The sequence below is a fragment of the Thermococcus sibiricus MM 739 genome, assembly GCF_000022545.1.
Classification (GTDB): domain Archaea; phylum Methanobacteriota_B; class Thermococci; order Thermococcales; family Thermococcaceae; genus Thermococcus_A; species Thermococcus_A sibiricus.
Window position 1 is genome coordinate 574,529 of record NC_012883.1, and the last position, 20,737, is coordinate 595,265.

The window sequence follows — 20,737 nt, forward strand, 5'->3', positions numbered from 1 at the left end:
TGAGAAATGCCGAAATTCGACGTTGCCAAGCATGATTTAGAGAGACTGGTTGGGAAGGAATTCACAGTAGATGAATGGGAGGATCTCTTCCTATACGCTAAGTGTGAACTTGATGATATATGGGAGCACGAAGGTAAAATCTACTTTAAGGCGGATGCTAAAGATACTAATAGGCCAGATCTATGGAGTGCTGAAGGAATAGCCAGACAGGTTCGGTGGGCTTTAGGGATGCTAAGGGGTTTACCAAGGTATAGCATTGAAGAAAGTAATGTCATGGTTTATGTTGATGAGAACCTCAAAGATATAAGACCATATGGTGTTTATGCCATAGTTGAGGATCTTGAATTAGATGAAGAGGCCTTAAAGCAGATAATTCAGCTTCAAGAAAAGGTAGCATTAACACTTGGCAGAAAAAGGAAAGAAGTTGCTATTGGAACATTTGACTTTGATAAGTTGAGTCCTCCTTTCTATTATAAAGCTGTTGAGCCTCAAAAAATAAAATTTATCCCCTTAAATTGTGAAAGAGAAATGAGTGCAGATGAAATACTTGAAGAACATGAAAAAGGAAAAGAGTATGGTCATCTAATTAAAGGCAGACCCTATTATCCGTTGCTTGTTGATAGTGAGGGGAACGTTCTATCAATGCCCCCAGTCATTAACTCCGAGACTCATGGAAAAGTTACAGAAGAAACAAAAAGCATTTTTATAGATATCACGGGATGGAATTTAGAAACAATTATGCTAGCGTTAAACGTGATCGTGACGGCCTTGGCTGAGAGAGGAGGAAAAATAAGGACTGTTAGAGTGATTTATAAGGATTTTGAATTAAAAACCCCGGATTTAACTCCCAAAGAGTTTGAGGTTGACCTCAACTACATTAAAAGGCTAGCAGGCGTTGAGCTTACAGATAAAGATATCAAAGATCTCCTTGAGCGCATGATGTATGAGGTCGATTTTGTCGATAGAAGAGTAAAACTAAGGTATCCAGCCTTTAGGAATGATATAATGCACCCGAGAGATGTTTTGGAAGATGTGCTTATTGCATATGGTTATAACAACATTGAACCAGAAGAACCAGAGTTAGCAGTTCAAGGAAAGGGGGACGACTTTGTAGATTTCGAAAATGCAATTAGAGATCTAATGGTAGGATTTGGTCTTCAAGAGGTCATGACTTTCAACTTAACTAATAGAGAAGCACAGTTTGATAAGATGAACATTCCAGAGGAGGATATAGTTGAAATAGAGAATCCAATAAGTCAAAAATGGAGTGCCCTTAGGAGATGGCTTCTACCAAGCTTAATGGAGTTTTTGAGCCAGAATACTCATGAGGAATATCCCCAAAGGATTTTTGAAGTTGGCAAAGCCACTTTGATTGATGAGAGCAGGGAAACTAAGACTATAAGTGAAAGCAAACTTGTAGTTGCTATAGCACACCCAAAAGTCACTTTCACTGAAGCTAAGGAAATTCTTGACAGCGTGCTTCGCCACTTGGGTGCAGAGTACACGATTAGAGAGATAGAGTATGGTTCTTTTATTCCAGGAAGAGCCGGAGAAATAATAGTGGAAGGGAAGAAAGTAGGTATAATAGGTGAAATCCATCCCCAAGTATTGGAGAATTGGGGGGTGGAGATGCCAGTAGCAGCATTTGAGATCTTTTTAAGGCCGTTCTATAAAGGGAGTTTTCTCTGATTTTTTCCTAATTATTCCTGTTATTGAGGCATTTTTGCATAATAAAGTTTAAATAGAAGAGTTCTCATTTAGGAATCTCTTTATAAGGATTAACATGATTTCAAAGTTGATTAGAGACTCTTGGATTTCGATATCCATTTCCATCATCATTTCATACCACCAATTTTTCTAAATGAATAAAGGGTTTTAGCCTTTACCCTTTTTTTGTTGTCAAAATTCCAAAAAGAAAGGGCCCAAAAATATCATAAATAGGCATATTGACTTTGCTATTTGTAAAGTAAGCCCAATCTCAAAATCCTTTTATATTCTCCTTTACAAAGTACTCAATATGAGAATAGCCCTAAAGATAGCGTACGATGGAACTAAGTTTTATGGATTCCAACGGCAGCCAGATCTTAGAACTGTAGAAGGAGAGTTAATCAAAGTATTAAAAAAGTTGGGAATAATTGAGGATGTTAAAGAGGCCAATTTTAAAGGTGCTTCAAGAACAGATAGAGGGGTTTCAGCTCTCGGAAATGTTATTGCATTTAATACTGCCAAGCCGGAGCTTGCTGAAGCACGAATTTTAAATCACCATCTCAGAGATATATGGATTCTAGGAAAGGCTGAGGTTCCTGAGGATTTTCATCCAAGATTTTGGGCGAAAAATAAAATATATCGTTACTATCTTTTTGATGAGGGAATTGATGTAATAAAGCTAAAAGCATGTGCTGAAGCGTTTTTGGGTAGACACGATTTTTCTAATTTCGCCCGTCTTGAGGAATTTAGAAAGCCTGTAAGAGAGATAAACAGAATTGATGTATTTTCTAGGGGTAGGATAATTGTAGTGGAAATTGAAGGGAAGAGTTTTCTGTGGGAGATGACAAGAAGAATAATTACAGCACTCAAGCTCTGTGGTTTGGGTGTTCTTTCAATTGGTGATGTAGAATTGATGTTGAAAGAAAAAGTTGATAAAAAACTTCCTCCTGCCCCCCCAGAAAACCTTGTATTGTGGGAGGTTGGATACGAGGGGATAAAGTTTGAGGTAGATGCTTATGCAATTGAAAAAGTCAAAAGAGAGTTTTTAGAAAGATTTAGAAAGTATTTAACAAAATCAGCTATTCTTGAAGACTGGCTTATTTCTTTATGATTTTTTCGAGCTCTTTATCATAGTACTTCCCATAATACTGCCTCAATGCTTTCTGCCTTTCTATAAAGTGAGTGAATAGTAGTGGATCATCGTCTTTGACGTCCACTATAACGGCATGACTACGTCCTTTGGGTCTTAAAGCTCTCCCTATAGTTTGAATTGTCATTATGTCACTTTTTCCTCCACCAGCAAGAATTATAGCAGAGATTTCGGGAATATCTACACCCTCCTTCAGGAGAGTGGATATGAGCACGTTAATTTCCCCATTTTTAAACTTTTCAAAAATTTCCCATCTATTTGGGCTTTGAGAGCTTAGAAATTCAGCCTTTATTCCTTTCTTTTTGAACATTTCTATTAATACATTTCCATGCTCAATCCGTTTTACATCAATTAATACTCGATGCCCTTGTTTTGCAAGTTTGTATGCAATTCTCACTATTGCTTTGTTTCTCTCTTTATTTTCCATTATTATCTCTTCATAAAGTTCCTTATATCGTTCTGCAAGTGGCGGCATTGATGATTCATATTCTATTATCATAAACCGAGGTTTTGCCAAAAACTTCTCCTTAATCAAATCTTCGGCTTTTATCTCATAAATAATCGGTCCGACGATCCCCTCAATTTTCAGTTCTTCTCCTCTTATCCTTCTCCAAGGAGTAGCGGAGAGACCAAACCTAAGTTTTTGGGTAAGACTAATTCCAAGCTCATAGAATTTTTCAGCAGCTGAGGTTCTGTGACACTCATCAAAAAGAAGCACAGCATATGGTTTCTGGAGTTTGTCAACTCCTCTTGAAAGCAAAGTTTGTATCATAGCCACGGTCACGGGTCTTTCGTCCCAATTGTTATCCCCAACAAGGCCGGGTTCTATTCCTAAAACTTCTCTTATATTATCGGCCCATTGATAAAGGAGCTCTTTTGTGTGTACTATTATTAAAGTGGATAGGTTAAGTTCGTAAATTAATCTCAGCCCAATTATCGTTTTTCCGCTTCCTACGGGAAGTGCTAAAACTCCCATATTTGTCTTTAAGGCTTTTTTCAATGTCTTTTGTTGATATTTCCTGAGTTGGTATTTTTCATTCCAAGTGGCATTTATTTCAATGCCTTCTATTTCCCTTTCATCAATAATCCTTACCCTATATCCTTTGGAGTTAAGGAGACTTTTCACTCTCGGGATTAGTCCTACAGGGAATGATTTTGTATGTGGATTGTAAAGGCTTTCTGGTTTTTCCCATTTACCAAAACTCTTCCTATAAGTTAGCTCTTCATATATCATAAAGTATACTCTGGGATCAGCTTTTTCCACATAAACCAATGCTGATTTATCTGGGATCCTCAATGTAACTACCTTCATTGCCATTCAAATAGAACTTTTGGAAGTTCTCCTTTATATCTTTTTCTTCCCAAACTTAACCCTTCAGGGCGAGGTAGGTAACAGCTTTTTCTCTATCTATCTGAAAATTCCAAAAAGTTTATCATAAGTCTGGGTCAATTTTGAAAGGGTGATAACATGCTTAGAGAGATACTCACTCAATTTCAAGATGAAGTGATTCTTATTGAGGAACCGGTAAGTAAGAAATTTGAGATAAGTCATTATATTCTCCAGTACAAGGATAGGCCCATTCTTTTTAAGGATGTGGATGGTTGGGAAGTTACGAGCAATGTGTGGAGTACGAGAGATAGAATAGCTAAATATCTTGGTATAAAAAAGGAAGAAATTACCCATTTCATGATGAATGCAATGGATAACCCAAAGCCATACATAAGTGTAGAGAAAGCTGGATTCTTTGAGAATTCCACAAGGGACTTTTCTCTCAAAGAACTTCCAATTCCCCAGTATTTCCCAAAGGATGGAGGGCCTTATTTTACTTCGGCTATATACATAGCAAAAGATGATAATGATTTTGTTAACTTATCATACCATAGAACCATGGTAAGAGATGAGAAAAGCGCAACGGTAAGACTTGTTCCCCGCCACTTATATGCAATGTGGAAAGAAAAGGTAGAACATGGAGAAGAGCTCGACGTTAGGATAATCGTTGGCAATCCAATCCATATCCTTTTAGCAGCGGCTACAAGTCCTCCCTATGGAGTGAGTGAGCTTAACATAGCTTCATCTATGAGCGAGATGGCCTTTGGAAAGGCCTTGGAAGTCGTTAATGTTAATGGTATTCCTGTACCAGCTGAAAGTGAGTTTGTCTTTGAGGCAAAAATTTTGCCGGAACTTGACAAGGAGGGTCCCTTCGTTGACATAACCGGAACTTATGATATCGTAAGAGAGCAACCAGTTGTTGTTTTTGAAAAGATGTATCATGTTGATAAGCCAATCTTCCATGCCCTCTTTTCAAGTGGTTATGAACACTACATGCTTATGGGCCTTCCTAAAGAACCTCAGATATACAAGAGCGTCAAGCAGGTGGTTCCAAAAGTACATGGGGTTCGCCTGACAGAAGGGGGATGTATGTGGCTTCATGCAGTGATTAGCATCACAAAACAACATGAGGGCGATGGGAAGAACGCTATTTTGGCCGCTTTCACCGGGCACCCAAGCTTAAAGCATGTGGCAGTGGTTGATGAGGACATTAACATTTATGATGATAGGGAAGTTGAATGGGCAATAGCTACGAGATTTCAAGCTGATAAGGACTTAATTGTTATTCCAAAAACCCGTGGGTCTTCTCTTGATTCCTCCGGGGAGAAAGGGTTTACAACCAAATGGGGCATTGATGCTACAAAGCCTTTGAATAGAAAGGAAGAATTTGAGAGGGCGAAAATTTAACTTCTTCTCTTTTATTTTATCTCAAGTGATAGAATCTTTGACTTCTTTGTTGCGGCCTCTACGGCTTTCATTATTGCTGTCCTGAACCGGCTATCTTCAAGCTCAAAGATACCGTCTATTGTGGTTCCTCCAGGAGTTGTTACCATCTCTCTTACTTGGGCCGGGTGGAAGTCAGTTTCAAGCAAAAGCTTTGCTGTACCTAAGAGAGTCTGAGCAGCTGCTAAGCGGGCAATATCCCTCGGAAGGCCTACTTTCAACCCACTATATATTAACGCTTCAAGAAACACAGAAGCATAAGCCGGCCCAGAACCGCTCAACCCAGTTATGGCATCCATATATTCTTCCTCAACTCTAATACACTTACCAAAAGCACCAAATATCCTCTCAACAAGTTCGATTTCTTCTTTATCTAAATCATCTGTTGTATACGCGGTAAAAGACTCTTTCACAAGAACCGCTATATTTGACATTGCTCTCACAATTTTTGCTCCTGTTAATCTCTTTAGAAAGTTTAGTGAGAGGCCCGCGGCAAAGGAAATAAGGATTTTTCCCTCAACAGCAGGTTTCACTTCTTCAAGAACTTTTTTGACTTTGTTTGGTTTTACTGCAAGAATAACTATATCCGCTTTTTCTGCAGCGGCTTTGTTGTCGTTTGAAACCTCCACCCCATAATCCTCAAGCCACATAACCTTGCTGGTTTTTCTCCTTGTCGCTACTACTTCATATCCCTCTTCAGCCAAGGCCTTTGCAACAGCACTCCCTATAGTCCCAGCACCTATCACTGCTATTCTCATGATTAATCACCCAGTATCAACTTAATGGTGGCATTTTGCTATAACTTATAATATTTTTCAAAATGCTTTTGAATTTTTGGCAATATTATAGAAATCTTCGTGCAAGATCTTGATAAAGTGCCAATTCTTTAAAACTTTTTGAATAATCAAAGAAAAAAGATTGACCTTCTCCCCATCGTAAACGGCGAGGCTTTCAAAAGAAAAAGTAAGGAAATGGAGTCACTCCTTCATTGGAAGACCATAGTCGAAGGAGTAATAAACCTTCTGGAACTGCTTCCTGAACTCGAAGACATCTTTCTCAACTTTCTTTGGATCCTCCTTGTCAAGGAGGACTCTTCTCATGAACCTTGCTATCTCTTTCATGTCGTCTTCCATCATTCCTACTCTTGTCATCTCTTGTACACCAATCCTTAGACCGCTAGGTGCATTGACCTTCTCAAGTGGATCCCACGGAAGGAGGTTCTTGTTGAGAATTATACCGGCCTCTTCCAAGAGTGGAGCGGCCCATCCTCCACCAGCTTCATGGAGTTCGCTTACGTCAACTATTACTTGGTGGCTCTTGGTGTATCCCTTGTCCTCACCAATGACTTTGAACCCTTCTTCTGCCATTGCTTCAGCTAGGGCCTTTGCGTTCTTGACTACCTGCTCTGCATAGGCTTTACCAAATTCAAGCATCTCTGCGGCAGTGACGACTTTTCCAGCCATGTGGTGCAAGTGGTGATTGCTCAGGACACCTGGGAAGATTGCCCATTGTAGTTTTGCTGTGGCCTCACCAAGGTCTTTGTAGAGTATAACTCCACCCTGTGGGCCTGGGAAGGTCTTATGGGTTGAGGAGGTTATTACATCGGCCCCTTCTCTAAGTGGGTCTTGGAACTGGCCTCCACCTATTAATCCCAAAACGTGTGCGGCATCGTACATTACGAAGGCTCCAACTTCCTTTGCCACGGGTGCGAGTTCCTTAACTGGGTGTGGGAATGGGAATAGTGAACCACCAAAAACAACTATCTTTGGCTCAAGTTCTCTAATCATCTGGGCTGCTTTCTCAACATCGATGTTAAATTCGTCGTTATCAAAAGGCCATGTGTGAACTTCTAGTCCCCTCATACCAGCAGCTCCAAATGGCATGTGGCTTATGTGCCCACCATGAGAAGTGTGGAGGACAATTGCTTTGTCACCAGCTTCAGTGAGGCCAAAAAATGCAGCTTGATTTGCATTAGTTCCGGATATAGGCCTTAAATCTGCAAAATCGCTCCGGAATAACTTACAGAAGAGGTCAACACCAATAAGCTCAACTTCATCAACATACTTACATCCTTGATAGTATCTTTGTTTTGGCCATCCCTCAGCATACTTATGCATAAAACCACTAGCTATGGCTCTTACAGTGCTTGGGGATGTTACATTTTCACTTGCAATCAAGTTTATTGTGGAGCTCCTCCACTTTTCATGTCCCTCAACAAATTCCAAAACTTTGTCCCTATACATTTGGTAGCTCATAGTATCACCTCATCGTATTTTGCGTGAGATATTTTATACTAATATAATTTAAATCTTGTCGTTGGAATAGTTTTAAAAATTTCAAGGGAGAAATAAAGGCTGATGTCCTATGATAGAGGAGGCACCAAGAATTATTGCTCACTCCCGCTTTTTAATAGCCTTTACTGGAGCCGGAGTTAGTGCAGAAAGTGGAATACCGACTTTTAGAGATCGAGGTGGCCTATGGGAAAATTACAGGATTGAAGAGGTTGCTACACCAGAAGCCTTTAGAAAGGATCCAAATCTTGTATGGAGCTTTTATAAAATGAGAATGAAGATTATGAAGGGTGCAAAACCTAATAATGCCCACTTAGCTTTAGCTGAACTTGAAAAGATGGGAATTCTAAAGGCCGTTATAACTCAAAACATCGATAACCTTCACAGAGAAGCAGGAAATCAGCATATCGTAGAACTTCATGGGAACATATATAGAGTCAAATGCACAAGATGTGATTACATGGAGAATCTTTTAGAATCTGGAAAGCTTGAGGACTTTTTAAAAGAAAAGAATTTACCAAAATGCCCTGAATGTGCTTCTTTACTTCGACCTGATGTAGTATGGTTTGGAGAGCCTCTCCCACAGGAAGCCCTTCAAAAGGCTTTCAAGCTCGCTGAGAGGGCAGATGTTTGTCTGGTAGTTGGTACTAGTGCTCAAGTTTTTCCGGCAGCCTATGTTCCTTATATTGTAAAGGATAATGGTGGCTCTGTAATAGAAATCAACACTAAAGAGAGTGGCATAACTCCAATAGCCGATGTATTTATTAGAGGTAAAGCAGGAGAAGTTATGCAGTCCCTTTTAGTAAAAGTTAAAAGGTGTTTAGAGAATAAAAAGTGTTAGGTGATTGCATGATACTTGTTATAGGTTTTGAAAAAGAGGAATTTTTTAAACTCAAGAACATTCTGAGTGAATTCAAAATCTACGGGGTACCTGAATACTGTCGTGATTGGGTAGTGGAGGAAGTGATTGAGAAAGCTCCCTCCTTCAAAGCAAATACCAACTGGCATTGGAGGAAATTTATCTTGATGCATGGAATTCCCAATGAAAAGGTAAAAGAAGTGATGAAAAGAATTAAGCTACTGGGGATTCCGGATGTTATTTTTGCCACTACAACCCCTACTTCTTTAACGTGGAAGCTTGAAGATCTTCTCAATGAACTTATTCGAGAGGATGAATATTTTCGAAAGCTGAAGGAAGAAAAACAGAAAATGAATACTTTTTACCTGAAGATAAGGAAAGATTAAATAACTTGTAATCCTTTAGTTGAGTGGGATGAGTGATGGTGGAAGTCATATTTTTTGATTTGGATGATACCCTTGTGGATACCTCTAGACTAGCGGAGCTTGCTAGGAAGAATGCTATAGATAACATGATCCAGCATGGGCTACCTGTTGATTTTGAAACCGCTTATAATGAACTTCTTGAACTTATAGCTGAATATGGGAGTAACTTTCCTCATCATTTTGACTATCTCTTGAGGAGACTGGACTTGAAATATAACCCGAAATGGGTAGCAGCGGGGGTGATAGCTTATCATAATACTAAATTTGCTCATCTGAGAGAAGTTAAAAATGCGAGAAAAGCTCTTATCAAACTAAGAGAAATGGGTTATAGACTTGGGATAATAACTGATGGAAATCCAATAAAACAGTGGGAGAAGGTTTTGAGGCTGGATATCGATGATTTCTTTGAGTATGTTGTAGTATCTGACTTTGAAGGTGTTAAAAAACCACATCCAAAGATTTATCAAAAAGCACTAAAAATATTTGGGGTAAAAGCTGAAGAAGCTGTTATGGTAGGAGATAGGCTGTATTCGGATATATTTGGTGCTAAGAGAGTTGGGATGCATACTGTATGGTTCCGTTATGGTAAATATGCCAATAGGGAGCTTGAATATGAGCAACATGCTGACTTTAAAATAGATGATCTTTTGGAGCTCCCCCATGTTGTAGAGGTGCTCAAAAATGGTTCAAATAAGGAGGTTCATACTAATAGATAATGTTTACAAATCGAAAATTCTCAAAGGAAAAAAGACGAGCACCATAAGATTTGGAAATTATGAGGCAAAGCCGGGTAGCGAAGTATATCTTGCTATAACTCCCAGTGATAGCGTTATTGCGAAAATTAAGATAACAGACATAAAGAAGAAACGGGTCAAGGAGCTCACTTTGGAGGATGCAAGGAAAGATGGTTTTAAGGAACTTAACGAGCTTATAAACGCTTTAAACAAAATATATGGGACACTTCATGGGGATGATGAGGTAACTATAATTGAATTTGATGTTATTGAGAAGTTTGAAGAGGCTATCCCTCTTAAATGGCTTAAAGCTCTCAACTATAGAAAACCGGAAGAGATAGCAAAGCTATATGTGGAGAATGATTTAAAAGAGTCTGCGGATGTGGATTTGATTATTAAAAGGATCTATTCTGAGGGTTTAAAGAGTGCTGTAAGGAAATATGGGCCAAAAAAGGTCAAAGATTCTCTTTTAAAAGCATATCATAAACTGTATGATGAAGGAAAAATATAGAAGAAATCAGATAGGGAGTTCTGTTGTCTCTTTGTGAGTTTTCAATACTACCATTGTATGAGTTGCCACGACGCCATCTATTTCTCCAATTTTATTGAGGAACTCATTTAGTTCTGTGCTGTTTCTGGTCCGTATTTTAAGTATCATATCATAGTCGCCTGTGTTTTCGTATATTTCAACAATTTCGGGATATTTAACAAGTTCTTTTGCGACATCTGCGTATTTTCCCGCTCTAGCTTTAATGAGAATAAAGGCCAATAAGTTAAAGCCAAGTGCTTCCGGATCTGGGATGATTGTGAACTTTTTTATCACTCCTTTTTCTTTTAGCTTTTTTATTCGTTCATATACTGTTGATTCGGCTAGACCAACACGCTTAGAGATCTCTCTTAGGGGGGTACGGCTATTTTTTTGAAGCACCTTTAAGATTTCTTTATCGGTCTCATCTAAAATCCCTCTCATACTCTCACCATCCAAAAATTTTTCGAGAAAGTATATAAATTTGATGACGCTTTCCTTACCATAAATTTATAAAATTCTTCTTTAACCTTAAAACGGCGAGAGAGGAAGAGGTGAGTAGAAATGCCAACTAACGTAACAGCAGAGTACTTAGCAGCAGAGGAAGAATATAGGCAAGCAAGAACTATACCAGAGAAAATTAGAGCTCTTGAAAAAATGTATGCTACTGTGCCAAAGCACAAAGGCACTGAAAAACTTAGACTTCAAATTAAACGTAAGATTTCAGAACTTAGAAAGGAATTTGAGAAACAGCAGAGTCAGAGAAAGGGTGGAGGTTATTCATTCAGTGTTAAGAAAGAAGGTGCATCACAAGTAGTTTTGGCTGGATTACCCAATGTTGGAAAGTCTTCCCTCTTAAAGGTTTTAGCTGATGTTGATATAGACATAGCTGATTATCCATTCACAACAGTTGAACCAATTCCCGGTATGATGAATCATAAAGATGTCCAGATTCAGCTCGTGGAAGTTCCGGGTTTAATTGAAGGGGCCGCATTAGGTAAAGGCATGGGAACACAGCTTTTGAGTGTTATAAGAAATGCCGATGCCATAGCTATCGTTGTTGACCTTTCTCAAGATCCAATAAAGCAGATGAAGATAATATTAAAGGAATTTGAACGTGCGGGGATAAAGATAAACAAAAGAAAGCCAAAGGTGGAAATAAAGAGAATGCCTATGGGCGGGATCGTAATCAACGGTCAGCATTTGATCCAGGGAGACATAGGTGAAGTTATGAAAATGCTCAGGGAAGAAGGTATTCATAGTGCAGAAATTACGGTAAAAGAACCTGTTACACTTGAAGATTTCTCAGATGCTTTGGATGATAGTCTCGTATGGAGAAAAGCAATAATAATAGCAAACAAAGGGGACATCCCAGGAAGTAGAGAAAACTATGAAAGACTCGTTAAGACATATAATGATAGATTTAAAATAATACCAGTATCTGCTAAAAAGAAAGCAAACATTGAGGTATTAAAAGAAGAACTATACCAACTGGTGGATATAATTAGGGTGTTTACAAAATCCCCAGGGGAAGACCCCGCTTATCCTCCGATTGCTCTTAAAAAAGGTTCGAAGGTTTTGGACGTGGCAGAGAGAATTCACAAAGACTTCGCAAAGAACTTCAAATATGCGAGAGTATGGGGAAAAAGTGCAAAATTCCCCGGACAGAGGGTAGGGCCTGATCACGTGCTTGAAGACGGGGATATAGTTGAAATCCACGCCCGTTAATTAACCCCCTATTTTAACTCTTAGGCCTATGCTCTCAAATTCCTCTTTTATCCATTTCAATATTTCATCTGGGGGCCTATGGTGAATTGTCATCTTATATTCTCTTCCTATCCTTCTAAACTTCTCTGATACATCATGAAAAGGAAGTAAGTCTATCTCGTTTATTCCTTTAATTTCTGAAATAAAATTTGTCCAGCCTTTGACATTCTTATCTGTATCTGTAATCCCTGGAATTATGGGAAAACGTAGTATGACCTCTTTTCCTTGCCCTGTGAGGAATTTTAGATTTTCTATTATGATATCATTAGGAACTCCAGTATATTTTTCATGTTCACCACTATCGTAGAGCTTAATATCATATAAAAATAGATCTGTGTGGGGTAAGATTTGCTTTAAAACCTCTTTGGGTGCATAACCCGAAGTATCTACAGTAGTATGAATGTATCGTTTTTTTAGTTCTTTTAAACTCTCTACTAAGAATTTGGGTTGGGATAATGGCTCCCCTCCTGAGAAGGTGACTCCACCGCCAGAATCATCGTAGAGTTTAATATCTTTCTCAATCTCAGTTAGAAGCTCTTCAACAGTTATAACTCTTCCCACAAGTCTTAAAGCGCTTGTTGGACAGGCGCTTGCACATACCCCACAGCCAGTACACTTTTCTCTGTCAATTTGCTGAGTCTCATTCTCATCAAAGCTTATTGCATTCTCCGGACACACTTTAACACAAGTGTGGCAGTGTATACATTTGAATTCAAAGTACATTAGTTCTGGTTTTGGGGAGACTCCTTCGGGATTGTGGCACCACCAGCAACTTAAAGGGCATCCTTTCATAAATATTGTAGTTCTAATTCCGGGGCCATCGTGAATTGCGTACCGTTTTATGTCAAATATGATTCCACTTATCAACTTTAGACCTCCTAACGAAGGAAAAATCCATATTTAAGCGGATCTTCAGGATCTATTATAAATGTGTTTTTGGCAGTTATGTGTGCAGTTCCTCCTACTTCAGGAACTATAGCCTTGTGGGGCCCATATTTGGTTTCTTCTACAACCTTTCCAGTGAATTTTGTACCTATTATACTCTCAATTGTGACTTCATCTCCAATGTCGATCTCTCCTTTTTCATATAGAATTGCAAGACGACCGCTTACTCCCGTCCCGGTTGGACTTCTGTCCACTTCACCATCTGCGAATATACAAACATGTCTGCTGTGTGAATCTTTGTCATGAGGGGGCCCTATAAATATTGTTCCATACAAAAAGCTTAAATCTTCTTCAAAAGGATGTTTTATTTCTTTTTCAGCTATTATTGCTCTCTTGATTTTCATTCCGACATCTATGAGCTTTCTGTAGTATTCGGGCGTACACTTTAAACCGAGGTCTTCAGCATTTACAAAAGCATAGAATGCTCCACCATAAGCAAGATCGTATTTTACTCTGCCCAATCCTGGCACTTCAATCTCTTCGTCTTTGTACAAAACAAAAGAAGGGACGTTGTGGAAATAAACTTTTTCTGCTTTTCCATTCTGTGTTTGCACATAAATTTTGATCAGGCCAGCTGGGCTGTCCATTTTTATCTCCGTTATAGGTTCTTTGGGTTCAACAAGTCCACACTCTACGGCGACCTTTCCAAGGGCTATAGTTGCATGGCCACACATGGTGCTGTACCCTTCATTGTGAAGGAATATTACCCCAAAGTCGGCATCTTCACTGATTGGTTCGGTTATTATGGCCCCATACATATCAGCGTGTCCTCTGGGTTCCCACATTAGAGCTGTTCTTAAATAATCCAAGTTTTCTCTTAAATACCTCCTTTTTTCGAGAATAGTTTTTCCTGGAATTTTAGGGAAACCACTGAATATGATTCTTAATGGTTCTCCGGCAGTGTGTGTATCGAGAGTTTTTATTACTCTCCAGTTTTGGGGAGGTTCCCATTTTTCCAATTTTTCGAGTTTTTTAAACATTTTTCTCACCCAAATAGCGATTCAGAAATAAATAGAAATTAAAAAAGAGATTAGACCTTTTTGTGTTCTGTTCTTGCTATAATTTCATCTTGTAGTCCTTTGGGGAGATTCACGAAGTAATCACTGTAACCTGCAACTCTAACCATCAAATCTTGAAATTCTTGGGGCCTTTTTTGAGCTTCCCTCAAAAGCTCAGCACTTATAACGTTAAACTGCACGTGATGCCCTCCAAGTCTGAAGAATGTCCTTATAAGCTGAGCTAACTTCTTGATGTTCTCCTCGTTGTCGAATAAGTCGGGGGTTAGCTTTTGGTTTAGGAGTGCTCCACCCGTTTTATCCCAATCACACTTCGCAACACTCCTGAAAACTGCGGCAATTCCTTTCCTATCCATCCCCTGCACTGGGGAAATACCCTCCGAAACTGGGAAGCCAGCATCTCTTCCATCGGGTGTTGCACCAGTGACCTTCCCAAAATAAACGTGAACTGTTGTTGGAAGGAAGTACGCCCTTTTTGAGGCCTTTCTTACTGGTGAAGGTGGATAGGCCTCAATTAGGTCAACAACAGTATCTACAACCTTTTTTGCTATTTCATCAACGTATTCATCATCGTTTCCAAACTTTGGAGTCTTTTCAGGATTGCGAAGAATCTCCCTCATCATCTCGTATCCTTTCCAATTATTCTTCAAGGCATTCAGGAGTTCTTCCATGACGAACGTTTTCTTGTCAAACACGTGGTATTTAATGGCTGCTAAGCTATCCGCTATTGTTCCCAACCCGACAACTTGAATGTACTGGGTGTTGTACCTTGTTCCTCCACCGTTGTAGTCCTTTGCATTCTTTACACAGTCCTCTATCCATAGTGACATGAAGGGAACCGGCAAGTACTTTGCGTAAAGCGTTTCAATAATGTCATTACCCTTCATTTTAATGTCCAAGAAGTGGTTGACCTGTTTAACAAATGCATTCCATAACTCTTCAAAACTCTTGAAATTCCGTGGATCACCAGTTTCAATTCCAATCTTCTTTCCAGTTCTTGGATCGATACCATTGTTGAGTGTTATCCCCAAAATCTTCGGCAAGTTGAAGTAGCCTGTTAGAATATAGGCTTCCTTTCCAAATGCTCCCGTTTCTACACAACCACTGACTCCAGAAGTTCTTGCATCCTCAAGAGTTTTTCCCTGTCTGAGCATTTTCACTATAACTCCATCAAAGTTAAAGAATGGCGGCTCGCCAAACCCCGGACCTACTACTTTTAAGGCTTCTATTAAAAACCTATCAGGGTTCTTATTGCTTATCAAAACAGCAGTGTTGGGTTGGAGGGTTCTCATCTCGCTGAGAACTTCCAATATAAGGTAAGAAAGTTCATTGACCCCATCAGAACCATCCTTTTTTAATCCACCAAGATTAAGCTTTGAAAAGTCATTGTATGTGAAACTCTCCTCGGCTGTTACTCCCACTTTTGGAACTGCTGGTTGATTGTTAAATTTAAGCCAGAAGCATTGTAAGAGTTCCTTCGCTTTCTCCCTAGTAAGTCTTCCCTCCTCAAGGTCTCTCTTATAGAAGGGGTATAAATGCTGGTCTATTCTCCCTGGATTGAAAGAGTCCCAGGGATTTGTCTCATAAGTTACTCCAACGTGAACGAACCAGTAATGTTGTAAAGCCTCCCAGAAGGTTCTTGGAGCGTGAGCTGGAACTCGTTTGCATATTTCTGCCATTTGTTTAAGTTCCTTTTTTCTCTTGGGATCTTTTTCCTCTTCGGCCATTTTTTCAAGCTTCTCAGCGTAACGCTTAGCATAAATCAGGATGGCTTCTGCTACAATATCCATTGCTTTTAGCTCTTCCATCTTTTCATAGTACTCCGGATTGCTTGGGTCGAGTTCTCCCATTTTCTTTTTGATCTCTTCTTTAATGTCAAGAACGCCCATTCTAAAAATTCTACCTCCTCCAGCTGTGTGTCCTGGAGATCTCTGCTCCATGAACTCTGTCCAAATTCCAGCTTCGTAAGCATCAATCCACTCTTGCGGGAGGGTTTCGAAGATCATGTCCCTCATTGCTCTCCCTTTCCAGAAGGGAATTATCTCATTTTTGTAGAGTTCTCTAGTCTCTTCATCAACTTTGTAAGGCATGTTTTGTCTGGAGTTAAGAATTTCAAGGTCTTCCATACTATGGACACAAATCTCAGGGTAAGTGGGCACTTCTTTAACCCCAGTACCCCTGAGCCCCACGATTAATTGACCTTCTTCAATTGGCAGACTGCAGTGTTCGAGAAGATATTTGAAGGCAAGAGCTCTTTGAACGGGGATTGATTTTCCTTTTGGAATTTCACTCTTGTAGAATTCAGTTATTAACCTAGCCCTTTCAGATGAAACTTTAACTTCAGTTTCCACACTCTCTTTTCTGAGATTTGCAACTCTCTCATTTATTGGTTTTATAGAAGACTTACGTCTCTCCAACTCCTTTTCTATTTTTTTCTTAACCTCGGGGCAGGATTGGGAAATAGCTTCACTCATTATAGTCACCATAAAAAGTGAGGGTTATATCTTTAAATATTATTCTATGTTATACTAGTTACTGCACTAGAGCACGGTAATAATCAGAAAAGTATAAATATGTGGAATGTTTACATTCCTATGTTATCTATTGCCCCATTGAGGGTTTGGTGTTTCGTTGGAGAACTTTGTCGGAGGTTTTAATATGGAAAGGACTGAAACCGGTGAACACTGGGGAACTCGATTGGGATTTATTTTTGCCATTATAGGTGCAATGGTCGGCAGTGGTAACATCTGGCGTTTTCCAAGAATGATGGCAATGTACGGGGGAGGAGCGTTTTTGATTCCCTACAGTATTGCACTGTTCACTGTTGCAATACCCCTCTTGATTTCGGAGGGAATAATCGGTAGAGAAACCGGAAACAGCACAATACTTGGATTTGCTAAATACGCAGGAAAGAAATATGCATGGCTTGGCGCTTGGGTCGCTTGGGTTAACATAGGTATAATGTTTTACTATGCTGTGGTTAACGGATGGGCACTTGCCTACTTCGTCAAGGGACTCACTGGCCTTTATGCAAGCTACGCACCAGGGAAGGGTCTGGAAACCTGGAATGCATTCATTGGTGGATGGCAGCCATTATTCTTTACATTGCTTGTTTGGGTATTTACATGGTATGTCATGGCAGTTGGTGTCAAGAGAATTGAGAAGGTCGCAACTTTTATGGTTCCATCGTTGATACTCTTCCTTGTAGTGGTTATCATAAGAGCGGTAACAATGCCAGGTGCTGATGTTGGACTTACTTACATGTTCAAATTTGATACAACAAAGCTCTCTAACGCAGAAGCATGGCTTCAGGCATATAGTCAGGTATTATGGAGCACTGGAGCAGGATGGGGTATTTACTTAACTTATTCATCCTACCTAAAGAAAAAGGATGACATTAACCTTAACTCCCACATTACAGGATTTGGTGACACAAGTGCGGCACTTTTAGGTGGTTTGGCAGTCATTACCACAGTAGCGGTTACCGCACCCCTTATCGGTCTTGATCCATTCAAAGTGTATGCAGAGGGTAACGTAGGATTGACATTCATATGGTTGACTGAGCTCTTCCCCAAGGTACCGGCTGGATTTGCAATAGGAACATTATTCTACTTGGCATTGTTCTTTGCAGCATTCACATCACAAATTGCAATTACTGACGTGTTTGTGAAGAACGTGGTAGACTTTGGAGTTCCAAGAAAGAAGGCTGCTACATACGTTGCTATTATTGGTTTGATTGCAGGTATTCCGGCTGCAATAAAGATTGGCTGGCTTGACAACCAAGATTGGGTTTGGGGTGTAGCCCTATTGGTTAGTGCAGTTGTGATATCATTCGTCATGCTCAAGACTGGCTTAGAGAAGAACAGAGAGGTTGCTAACAGAGGTTCAGATATCAAGATCGGCAAGTGGTGGGACATAATGATCGGTTATGTCGCTCCACTAAGCATCATAGTTGTCATGCTATGGTGGATCAAGCAATCAATTGACTGGTACCCAGAAACATGGTGGAAACCCACTGAGACCTTCAGTACTGGAACCGTTATATTCCAGTGGATCAAGCAATCAATTGACTGGTACCCAGAAACATGGTGGAAACCCACTGAGACCTTCAGTACTGGAACCGTTATATTCCAGTGGATCATAGCTGCCATTGCTATCTGGATTATAGTGAATAAGATGCTTATGCCAAAGATTGAAGCAAAACTTGCCGAGGAGGGAGCGTAAATGGAGGGTTCAGTTATAGCCTCAATGATAGTAGTTCTTGGGTTTTACTGGGGATTAACATTGTACTTTGTTAAACTGGCCTTGGAAAAGGAAAAAGAAAAGGCGCAAGCTTCCTGATTTCTTTTTCTTTTTACCTTAGCAAAAAGCCCTTCCAAAGAGGATCGTTTTTTGTGATTATGTCTTGAGAAATCTTTGTTATGTATGCACTTCCTGTTATCTCTGGCACTATTGCTGTGTAATCGCCGATTTTTGTTGTTCCAACGATTCTTATTTTAAACTGAGTCCCAAGTATACTCTCATGAACGAAGGTGTCCCCTTCTTTTAGAATTCCTTTTGAATATAGAGTAGCAACTCTAGAAGCACTCCCAGTTCCGCAGGGACTTCTATCTACACTCCCTTCTCCCCATATGACAACATTTTTGCCATCCGAATCCTCCCTTTCAGGCTCGTCAGTAAGCATTGCCAAGTTTATTCTGTTTTGAACACCTTTCCTTGGGTGTTGTACTTTTATCTGCTCATTAGCGACTTTAATGAGTTTTAACGCAGCTGGAATAAGCTCCTTTATGTATTCTTTTCTGACTCTGAGTCCCATCTGCCGAGCATCCGCTATTACGTAAAAGTTCCCTCCAAAAGCGACGTCTATCGTTATATTTTCGATATTAGGATAGTTAATTTCAAACTCTCCTACATGGAAGCTGGGTACATCTACAACTGTGACCTCTTTAACAACCCCGTCTTCTACTTTTGCCTTTGCCTCTACCGGACCAGCAGGGGTTTCGAGTTTTACTATAGTATAAGGCTCTTTAGCTTCCACAATTCCCAGCTCAATTAAGGCCGTGGCAACTCCCATGGTGGCATGACCGCACATATCCAGATACCCGGCGGTGTCCATATAGATAACTCCAAAGTCAGCCGTATCTGAAGGCACCAGAACAGCTCCAAACTGGTCTCCATGACCTCTAGGTTCCCATAAAAGGGCAGTTCTTATCCAATCATAGTGCTTTTTGAAATATTCTCTTTTTTCTATAATGTCATTCCCCTCTACTGGTAGACCAGAAAGTAGTATTCTAGTGGGTTCTCCTTCGGTGTGGGTGTCTACAACATAAAAAGTGTTTTTCACAAACATAAGTGTTCACCCATGAATATGAAAAAACAAATAAGTATATAATAGTTATTGAAGTTCCACTTTTGTTCCTATTCCCAGTTCCAAGGCCGTTTCATAGGCCAATTTAGCCGTAATTGCATCTTCTATTGCAAGTCCAACACTCTTAAAGAGTGTTATCTCATTATCATTTTCTCTTCCTCTCTTGATTCCAGCCACAATTTCGCTCAACTCTGCATAAATGTGAGTTTCGTCAATTACACCTTCTTTTATGGGGATCAGTATATCACCTGATTCATTTAGGACTCCTTCCTTTGAGTCAACGACCAGTTTGGACTTTCTTACTGTTTCGGAATCGAGTTCTCTGGCATCTTTTCCCATCCACCCTATAGAATTTATGTGCGTGCCTTCTTTGATCCATTCTCCCTTAATCACGGGTTCTTTTGCAGTAGTTGCCACAACTAGAACATCAGCATTCTCAGCAATCTCTTGGGCCGTGAGTGAAATATTTATTTCTATTCCAATCTTCTTAGCCATCTCCTCTGCAAAGACCTTCGCTCTTTCTTTATTCACGTCATACACTAAGGCCTTTTCGATATCTCTAACTTCAGAAATGGCCCATAACTGGGTTCTGGCTTGCACTCCAGCTCCTATTATTCCAACAATTTTTGCATCTTTTCTCGCAAGGTATTTTGTGGCGACTCCACTAGCAGCTCCAGTTCTCATTGCGGTTATATATGTCCCCTCCATAAGTGCTAAAGGTTTTCCAGTTTCGGGATCATTTATTAAGATAGTTGCCAATACACTGGGAAGGTCTTTTTTTGGATTTTGGGCATATAGAGAGACTACCTTAATTGCTAAGGCCTCGCTCTCTTTTAGGTAGCTTGGCATGTACAATAAAAAGCCATTGTGTTTTTCGATTTCTATTATTGTTCTTAAGGGAACCTCTGCTTTTTTATGATAAAACTCAAGAAAGGCTTTTTCTACTGCATCTATAGTTTCTCTCATGGACAAAACTTTCTTCAGGTCATTTCTGGTAAGGAGTAACATAGTAATCACCGTTTTTCTATTTTTGTGTTTTTGGTATAAATACTCTTTGCAAATTTCCTTAAATTTCTATAGGCTACCAAAATTTCTGAAACTTCAATAAAAGGTTTAAAACTTTCTTATTTAAACAAAAGATTTAAATATTTTACATACATAAAGGAACTGAGAAAA

18 protein-coding genes are annotated in these 20,737 nt (G+C 39.6%); 9 read left to right on the top strand and 9 right to left on the bottom strand.

Features of this window, described 5'->3' with window-relative positions; translation table 11 throughout:
• Positions 1-6: 6 nt before the first annotated feature.
• Positions 7-1,689 carry a phenylalanine--tRNA ligase subunit beta gene (gene pheT, locus TSIB_RS03055; protein ID WP_015848902.1) on the top strand — a complete coding sequence of 561 codons (1,683 nt, stop codon included), beginning with the start codon at positions 7-9 and terminating at the stop codon, positions 1,687-1,689.
• 328 nt (positions 1,690-2,017) lie between these two features.
• Positions 2,018-2,818 (top strand): tRNA pseudouridine(38-40) synthase TruA, encoded by an 801-nt coding sequence (gene truA / locus TSIB_RS03060; RefSeq protein ID WP_015848903.1) that lies wholly within the window; start codon positions 2,018-2,020, stop codon positions 2,816-2,818.
• Here truA and TSIB_RS03065 read toward each other — a convergent pair.
• Positions 2,805-4,169 carry a DEAD/DEAH box helicase gene (locus tag TSIB_RS03065; protein ID WP_048160808.1) on the bottom strand — a complete coding sequence of 455 codons (1,365 nt, stop codon included), beginning with the start codon at positions 4,167-4,169 and terminating at the stop codon, positions 2,805-2,807. The two genes, truA and TSIB_RS03065, sit on opposite strands and share 14 nt — an antisense overlap.
• 156 nt (positions 4,170-4,325) lie before the next feature.
• Here TSIB_RS03065 and TSIB_RS03070 point away from each other — a divergent pair, with 156 nt between their 5' ends.
• A complete protein-coding gene (locus tag TSIB_RS03070; RefSeq protein WP_015848905.1) occupies positions 4,326-5,594 on the top strand; it encodes a UbiD family decarboxylase in 1,269 nt (422 codons plus the stop codon).
• An 11-nt stretch (positions 5,595-5,605) separates the two neighbouring features.
• Here TSIB_RS03070 and proC read toward each other — a convergent pair whose 3' ends face one another.
• Together proC and glyA are read right to left on the bottom strand one after the other, a co-directional pair.
• Positions 5,606-6,388 carry a pyrroline-5-carboxylate reductase gene (proC, locus tag TSIB_RS03075; protein ID WP_015848906.1) on the bottom strand — a complete coding sequence of 261 codons (783 nt, stop codon included), beginning with the start codon at positions 6,386-6,388 and terminating at the stop codon, positions 5,606-5,608.
• Between the two features lie 219 nt (positions 6,389-6,607).
• The gene (gene glyA / locus TSIB_RS03080) at positions 6,608-7,885 is read right to left on the bottom strand and encodes a serine hydroxymethyltransferase (protein WP_015848907.1); all 1,278 of its coding nucleotides are present in this window, start codon (positions 7,883-7,885) and stop codon (positions 6,608-6,610) included.
• Between the two features lie 109 nt (positions 7,886-7,994).
• Here glyA and cobB point away from each other — a divergent pair, with 109 nt between their 5' ends.
• The 4 genes from cobB to TSIB_RS03100 are packed head-to-tail and all read left to right on the top strand — an operon-like array spanning position 7,995 to position 10,450.
• Complete coding sequence (gene cobB, locus TSIB_RS03085) at positions 7,995-8,762, top strand: NAD-dependent protein deacetylase (protein WP_015848908.1); 768 nt, start codon at positions 7,995-7,997, stop codon at positions 8,760-8,762.
• A gap of 8 nt (positions 8,763-8,770) precedes the next feature.
• Positions 8,771-9,166: a DUF3783 domain-containing protein gene (locus tag TSIB_RS03090; RefSeq protein WP_015848909.1), complete on the top strand. Its 396-nt coding sequence runs from the start codon at positions 8,771-8,773 to the stop codon at positions 9,164-9,166.
• Positions 9,167-9,201: 35 nt separating this feature from the next.
• Positions 9,202-9,921, top strand: coding sequence for a TIGR02253 family HAD-type hydrolase (locus TSIB_RS03095; RefSeq protein ID WP_015848910.1), 720 nt, complete (start codon positions 9,202-9,204; stop codon positions 9,919-9,921).
• Entirely contained in the window at positions 9,887-10,450 is a 564-nt protein-coding gene (locus tag TSIB_RS03100) for an ASCH domain-containing protein (RefSeq protein WP_015848911.1), read from the top strand. The genes TSIB_RS03095 and TSIB_RS03100 overlap by 35 nt, the downstream gene beginning before the upstream one ends.
• A gap of 6 nt (positions 10,451-10,456) precedes the next feature.
• On the opposite strand, the gene TSIB_RS03105 is transcribed toward TSIB_RS03100, so the two are convergent.
• Positions 10,457-10,909, bottom strand: coding sequence for an Lrp/AsnC family transcriptional regulator (locus TSIB_RS03105; protein WP_048160235.1), 453 nt, complete (start codon positions 10,907-10,909; stop codon positions 10,457-10,459).
• Between the two features lie 120 nt (positions 10,910-11,029).
• Here TSIB_RS03105 and TSIB_RS03110 point away from each other — a divergent pair, with 120 nt between their 5' ends.
• Positions 11,030-12,193 carry an OBG GTPase family GTP-binding protein gene (locus tag TSIB_RS03110; RefSeq protein WP_015848913.1) on the top strand — a complete coding sequence of 388 codons (1,164 nt, stop codon included), beginning with the start codon at positions 11,030-11,032 and terminating at the stop codon, positions 12,191-12,193.
• Here TSIB_RS03110 and TSIB_RS03115 read toward each other — a convergent pair whose 3' ends face one another.
• From TSIB_RS03115 to hypD, 3 genes are read right to left on the bottom strand one after another with little or no spacing between them, the layout of a single operon-like run.
• Positions 12,194-13,099 carry a glycyl-radical enzyme activating protein gene (locus TSIB_RS03115; RefSeq protein WP_015848914.1) on the bottom strand — a complete coding sequence of 302 codons (906 nt, stop codon included), beginning with the start codon at positions 13,097-13,099 and terminating at the stop codon, positions 12,194-12,196.
• An 11-nt stretch (positions 13,100-13,110) separates the two neighbouring features.
• Positions 13,111-14,157, bottom strand: coding sequence for a proline racemase family protein (locus tag TSIB_RS03120; protein WP_048160236.1), 1,047 nt, complete (start codon positions 14,155-14,157; stop codon positions 13,111-13,113).
• Between the two features lie 50 nt (positions 14,158-14,207).
• Positions 14,208-16,667: a trans-4-hydroxy-L-proline dehydratase gene (gene hypD, locus TSIB_RS03125; protein WP_048160237.1), complete on the bottom strand. Its 2,460-nt coding sequence runs from the start codon at positions 16,665-16,667 to the stop codon at positions 14,208-14,210.
• A gap of 184 nt (positions 16,668-16,851) precedes the next feature.
• Between hypD and TSIB_RS03130 the strand changes: the two genes are divergently transcribed.
• Positions 16,852-18,417 (top strand): sodium-dependent transporter, encoded by a 1,566-nt coding sequence (locus tag TSIB_RS03130; RefSeq protein ID WP_015848917.1) that lies wholly within the window; start codon positions 16,852-16,854, stop codon positions 18,415-18,417.
• 130 nt (positions 18,418-18,547) lie between these two features.
• On the opposite strand, the gene TSIB_RS03135 is transcribed toward TSIB_RS03130, so the two are convergent.
• Together TSIB_RS03135 and TSIB_RS03140 are read right to left on the bottom strand one after the other, a co-directional pair.
• Entirely contained in the window at positions 18,548-19,543 is a 996-nt protein-coding gene (locus tag TSIB_RS03135) for a proline racemase family protein (RefSeq protein WP_015848918.1), read from the bottom strand.
• Positions 19,544-19,588: 45 nt separating this feature from the next.
• On the bottom strand, positions 19,589-20,569 hold the full coding sequence (locus TSIB_RS03140; protein ID WP_015848919.1) for an ornithine cyclodeaminase family protein: 981 nt from the start codon (positions 20,567-20,569) through the stop codon (positions 19,589-19,591).
• Positions 20,570-20,737 lie beyond the last annotated feature (168 nt).

What these genes read in the sequence shown, in the direction of transcription:
- proC (WP_015848906.1), bottom strand. Translation starts at nt 6,388, where the DNA reads ATGAGAATAGCAGTGATAGGTGCTGGGACTATAGGGAGTGCTGTTGCA.
- cobB (WP_015848908.1), top strand. Translation starts at nt 7,995, where the DNA reads ATGATAGAGGAGGCACCAAGAATTATTGCTCACTCCCGCTTTTTAATA.
- TSIB_RS03090 (WP_015848909.1), top strand. Translation starts at nt 8,771, where the DNA reads ATGATACTTGTTATAGGTTTTGAAAAAGAGGAATTTTTTAAACTCAAG.
- TSIB_RS03120 (WP_048160236.1), bottom strand. Translation starts at nt 14,157, where the DNA reads ATGTTTAAAAAACTCGAAAAATTGGAAAAATGGGAACCTCCCCAAAAC.
- TSIB_RS03095 (WP_015848910.1), top strand. Translation starts at nt 9,202, where the DNA reads ATGGTGGAAGTCATATTTTTTGATTTGGATGATACCCTTGTGGATACC.
- TSIB_RS03065 (WP_048160808.1), bottom strand. Translation starts at nt 4,169, where the DNA reads ATGAAGGTAGTTACATTGAGGATCCCAGATAAATCAGCATTGGTTTAT.
- TSIB_RS03135 (WP_015848918.1), bottom strand. Translation starts at nt 19,543, where the DNA reads ATGTTTGTGAAAAACACTTTTTATGTTGTAGACACCCACACCGAAGGA.
- TSIB_RS03140 (WP_015848919.1), bottom strand. Translation starts at nt 20,569, where the DNA reads ATGTTACTCCTTACCAGAAATGACCTGAAGAAAGTTTTGTCCATGAGA.
- truA (WP_015848903.1), top strand. Translation starts at nt 2,018, where the DNA reads ATGAGAATAGCCCTAAAGATAGCGTACGATGGAACTAAGTTTTATGGA.
- hypD (WP_048160237.1), bottom strand. Translation starts at nt 16,667, where the DNA reads ATGAGTGAAGCTATTTCCCAATCCTGCCCCGAGGTTAAGAAAAAAATA.
- glyA (WP_015848907.1), bottom strand. Translation starts at nt 7,885, where the DNA reads ATGAGCTACCAAATGTATAGGGACAAAGTTTTGGAATTTGTTGAGGGA.
- TSIB_RS03100 (WP_015848911.1), top strand. Translation starts at nt 9,887, where the DNA reads ATGGTTCAAATAAGGAGGTTCATACTAATAGATAATGTTTACAAATCG.
- TSIB_RS03070 (WP_015848905.1), top strand. Translation starts at nt 4,326, where the DNA reads ATGCTTAGAGAGATACTCACTCAATTTCAAGATGAAGTGATTCTTATT.
- TSIB_RS03105 (WP_048160235.1), bottom strand. Translation starts at nt 10,909, where the DNA reads ATGAGAGGGATTTTAGATGAGACCGATAAAGAAATCTTAAAGGTGCTT.
- TSIB_RS03110 (WP_015848913.1), top strand. Translation starts at nt 11,030, where the DNA reads ATGCCAACTAACGTAACAGCAGAGTACTTAGCAGCAGAGGAAGAATAT.
- TSIB_RS03130 (WP_015848917.1), top strand. Translation starts at nt 16,852, where the DNA reads ATGGAAAGGACTGAAACCGGTGAACACTGGGGAACTCGATTGGGATTT.
- pheT (WP_015848902.1), top strand. Translation starts at nt 7, where the DNA reads ATGCCGAAATTCGACGTTGCCAAGCATGATTTAGAGAGACTGGTTGGG.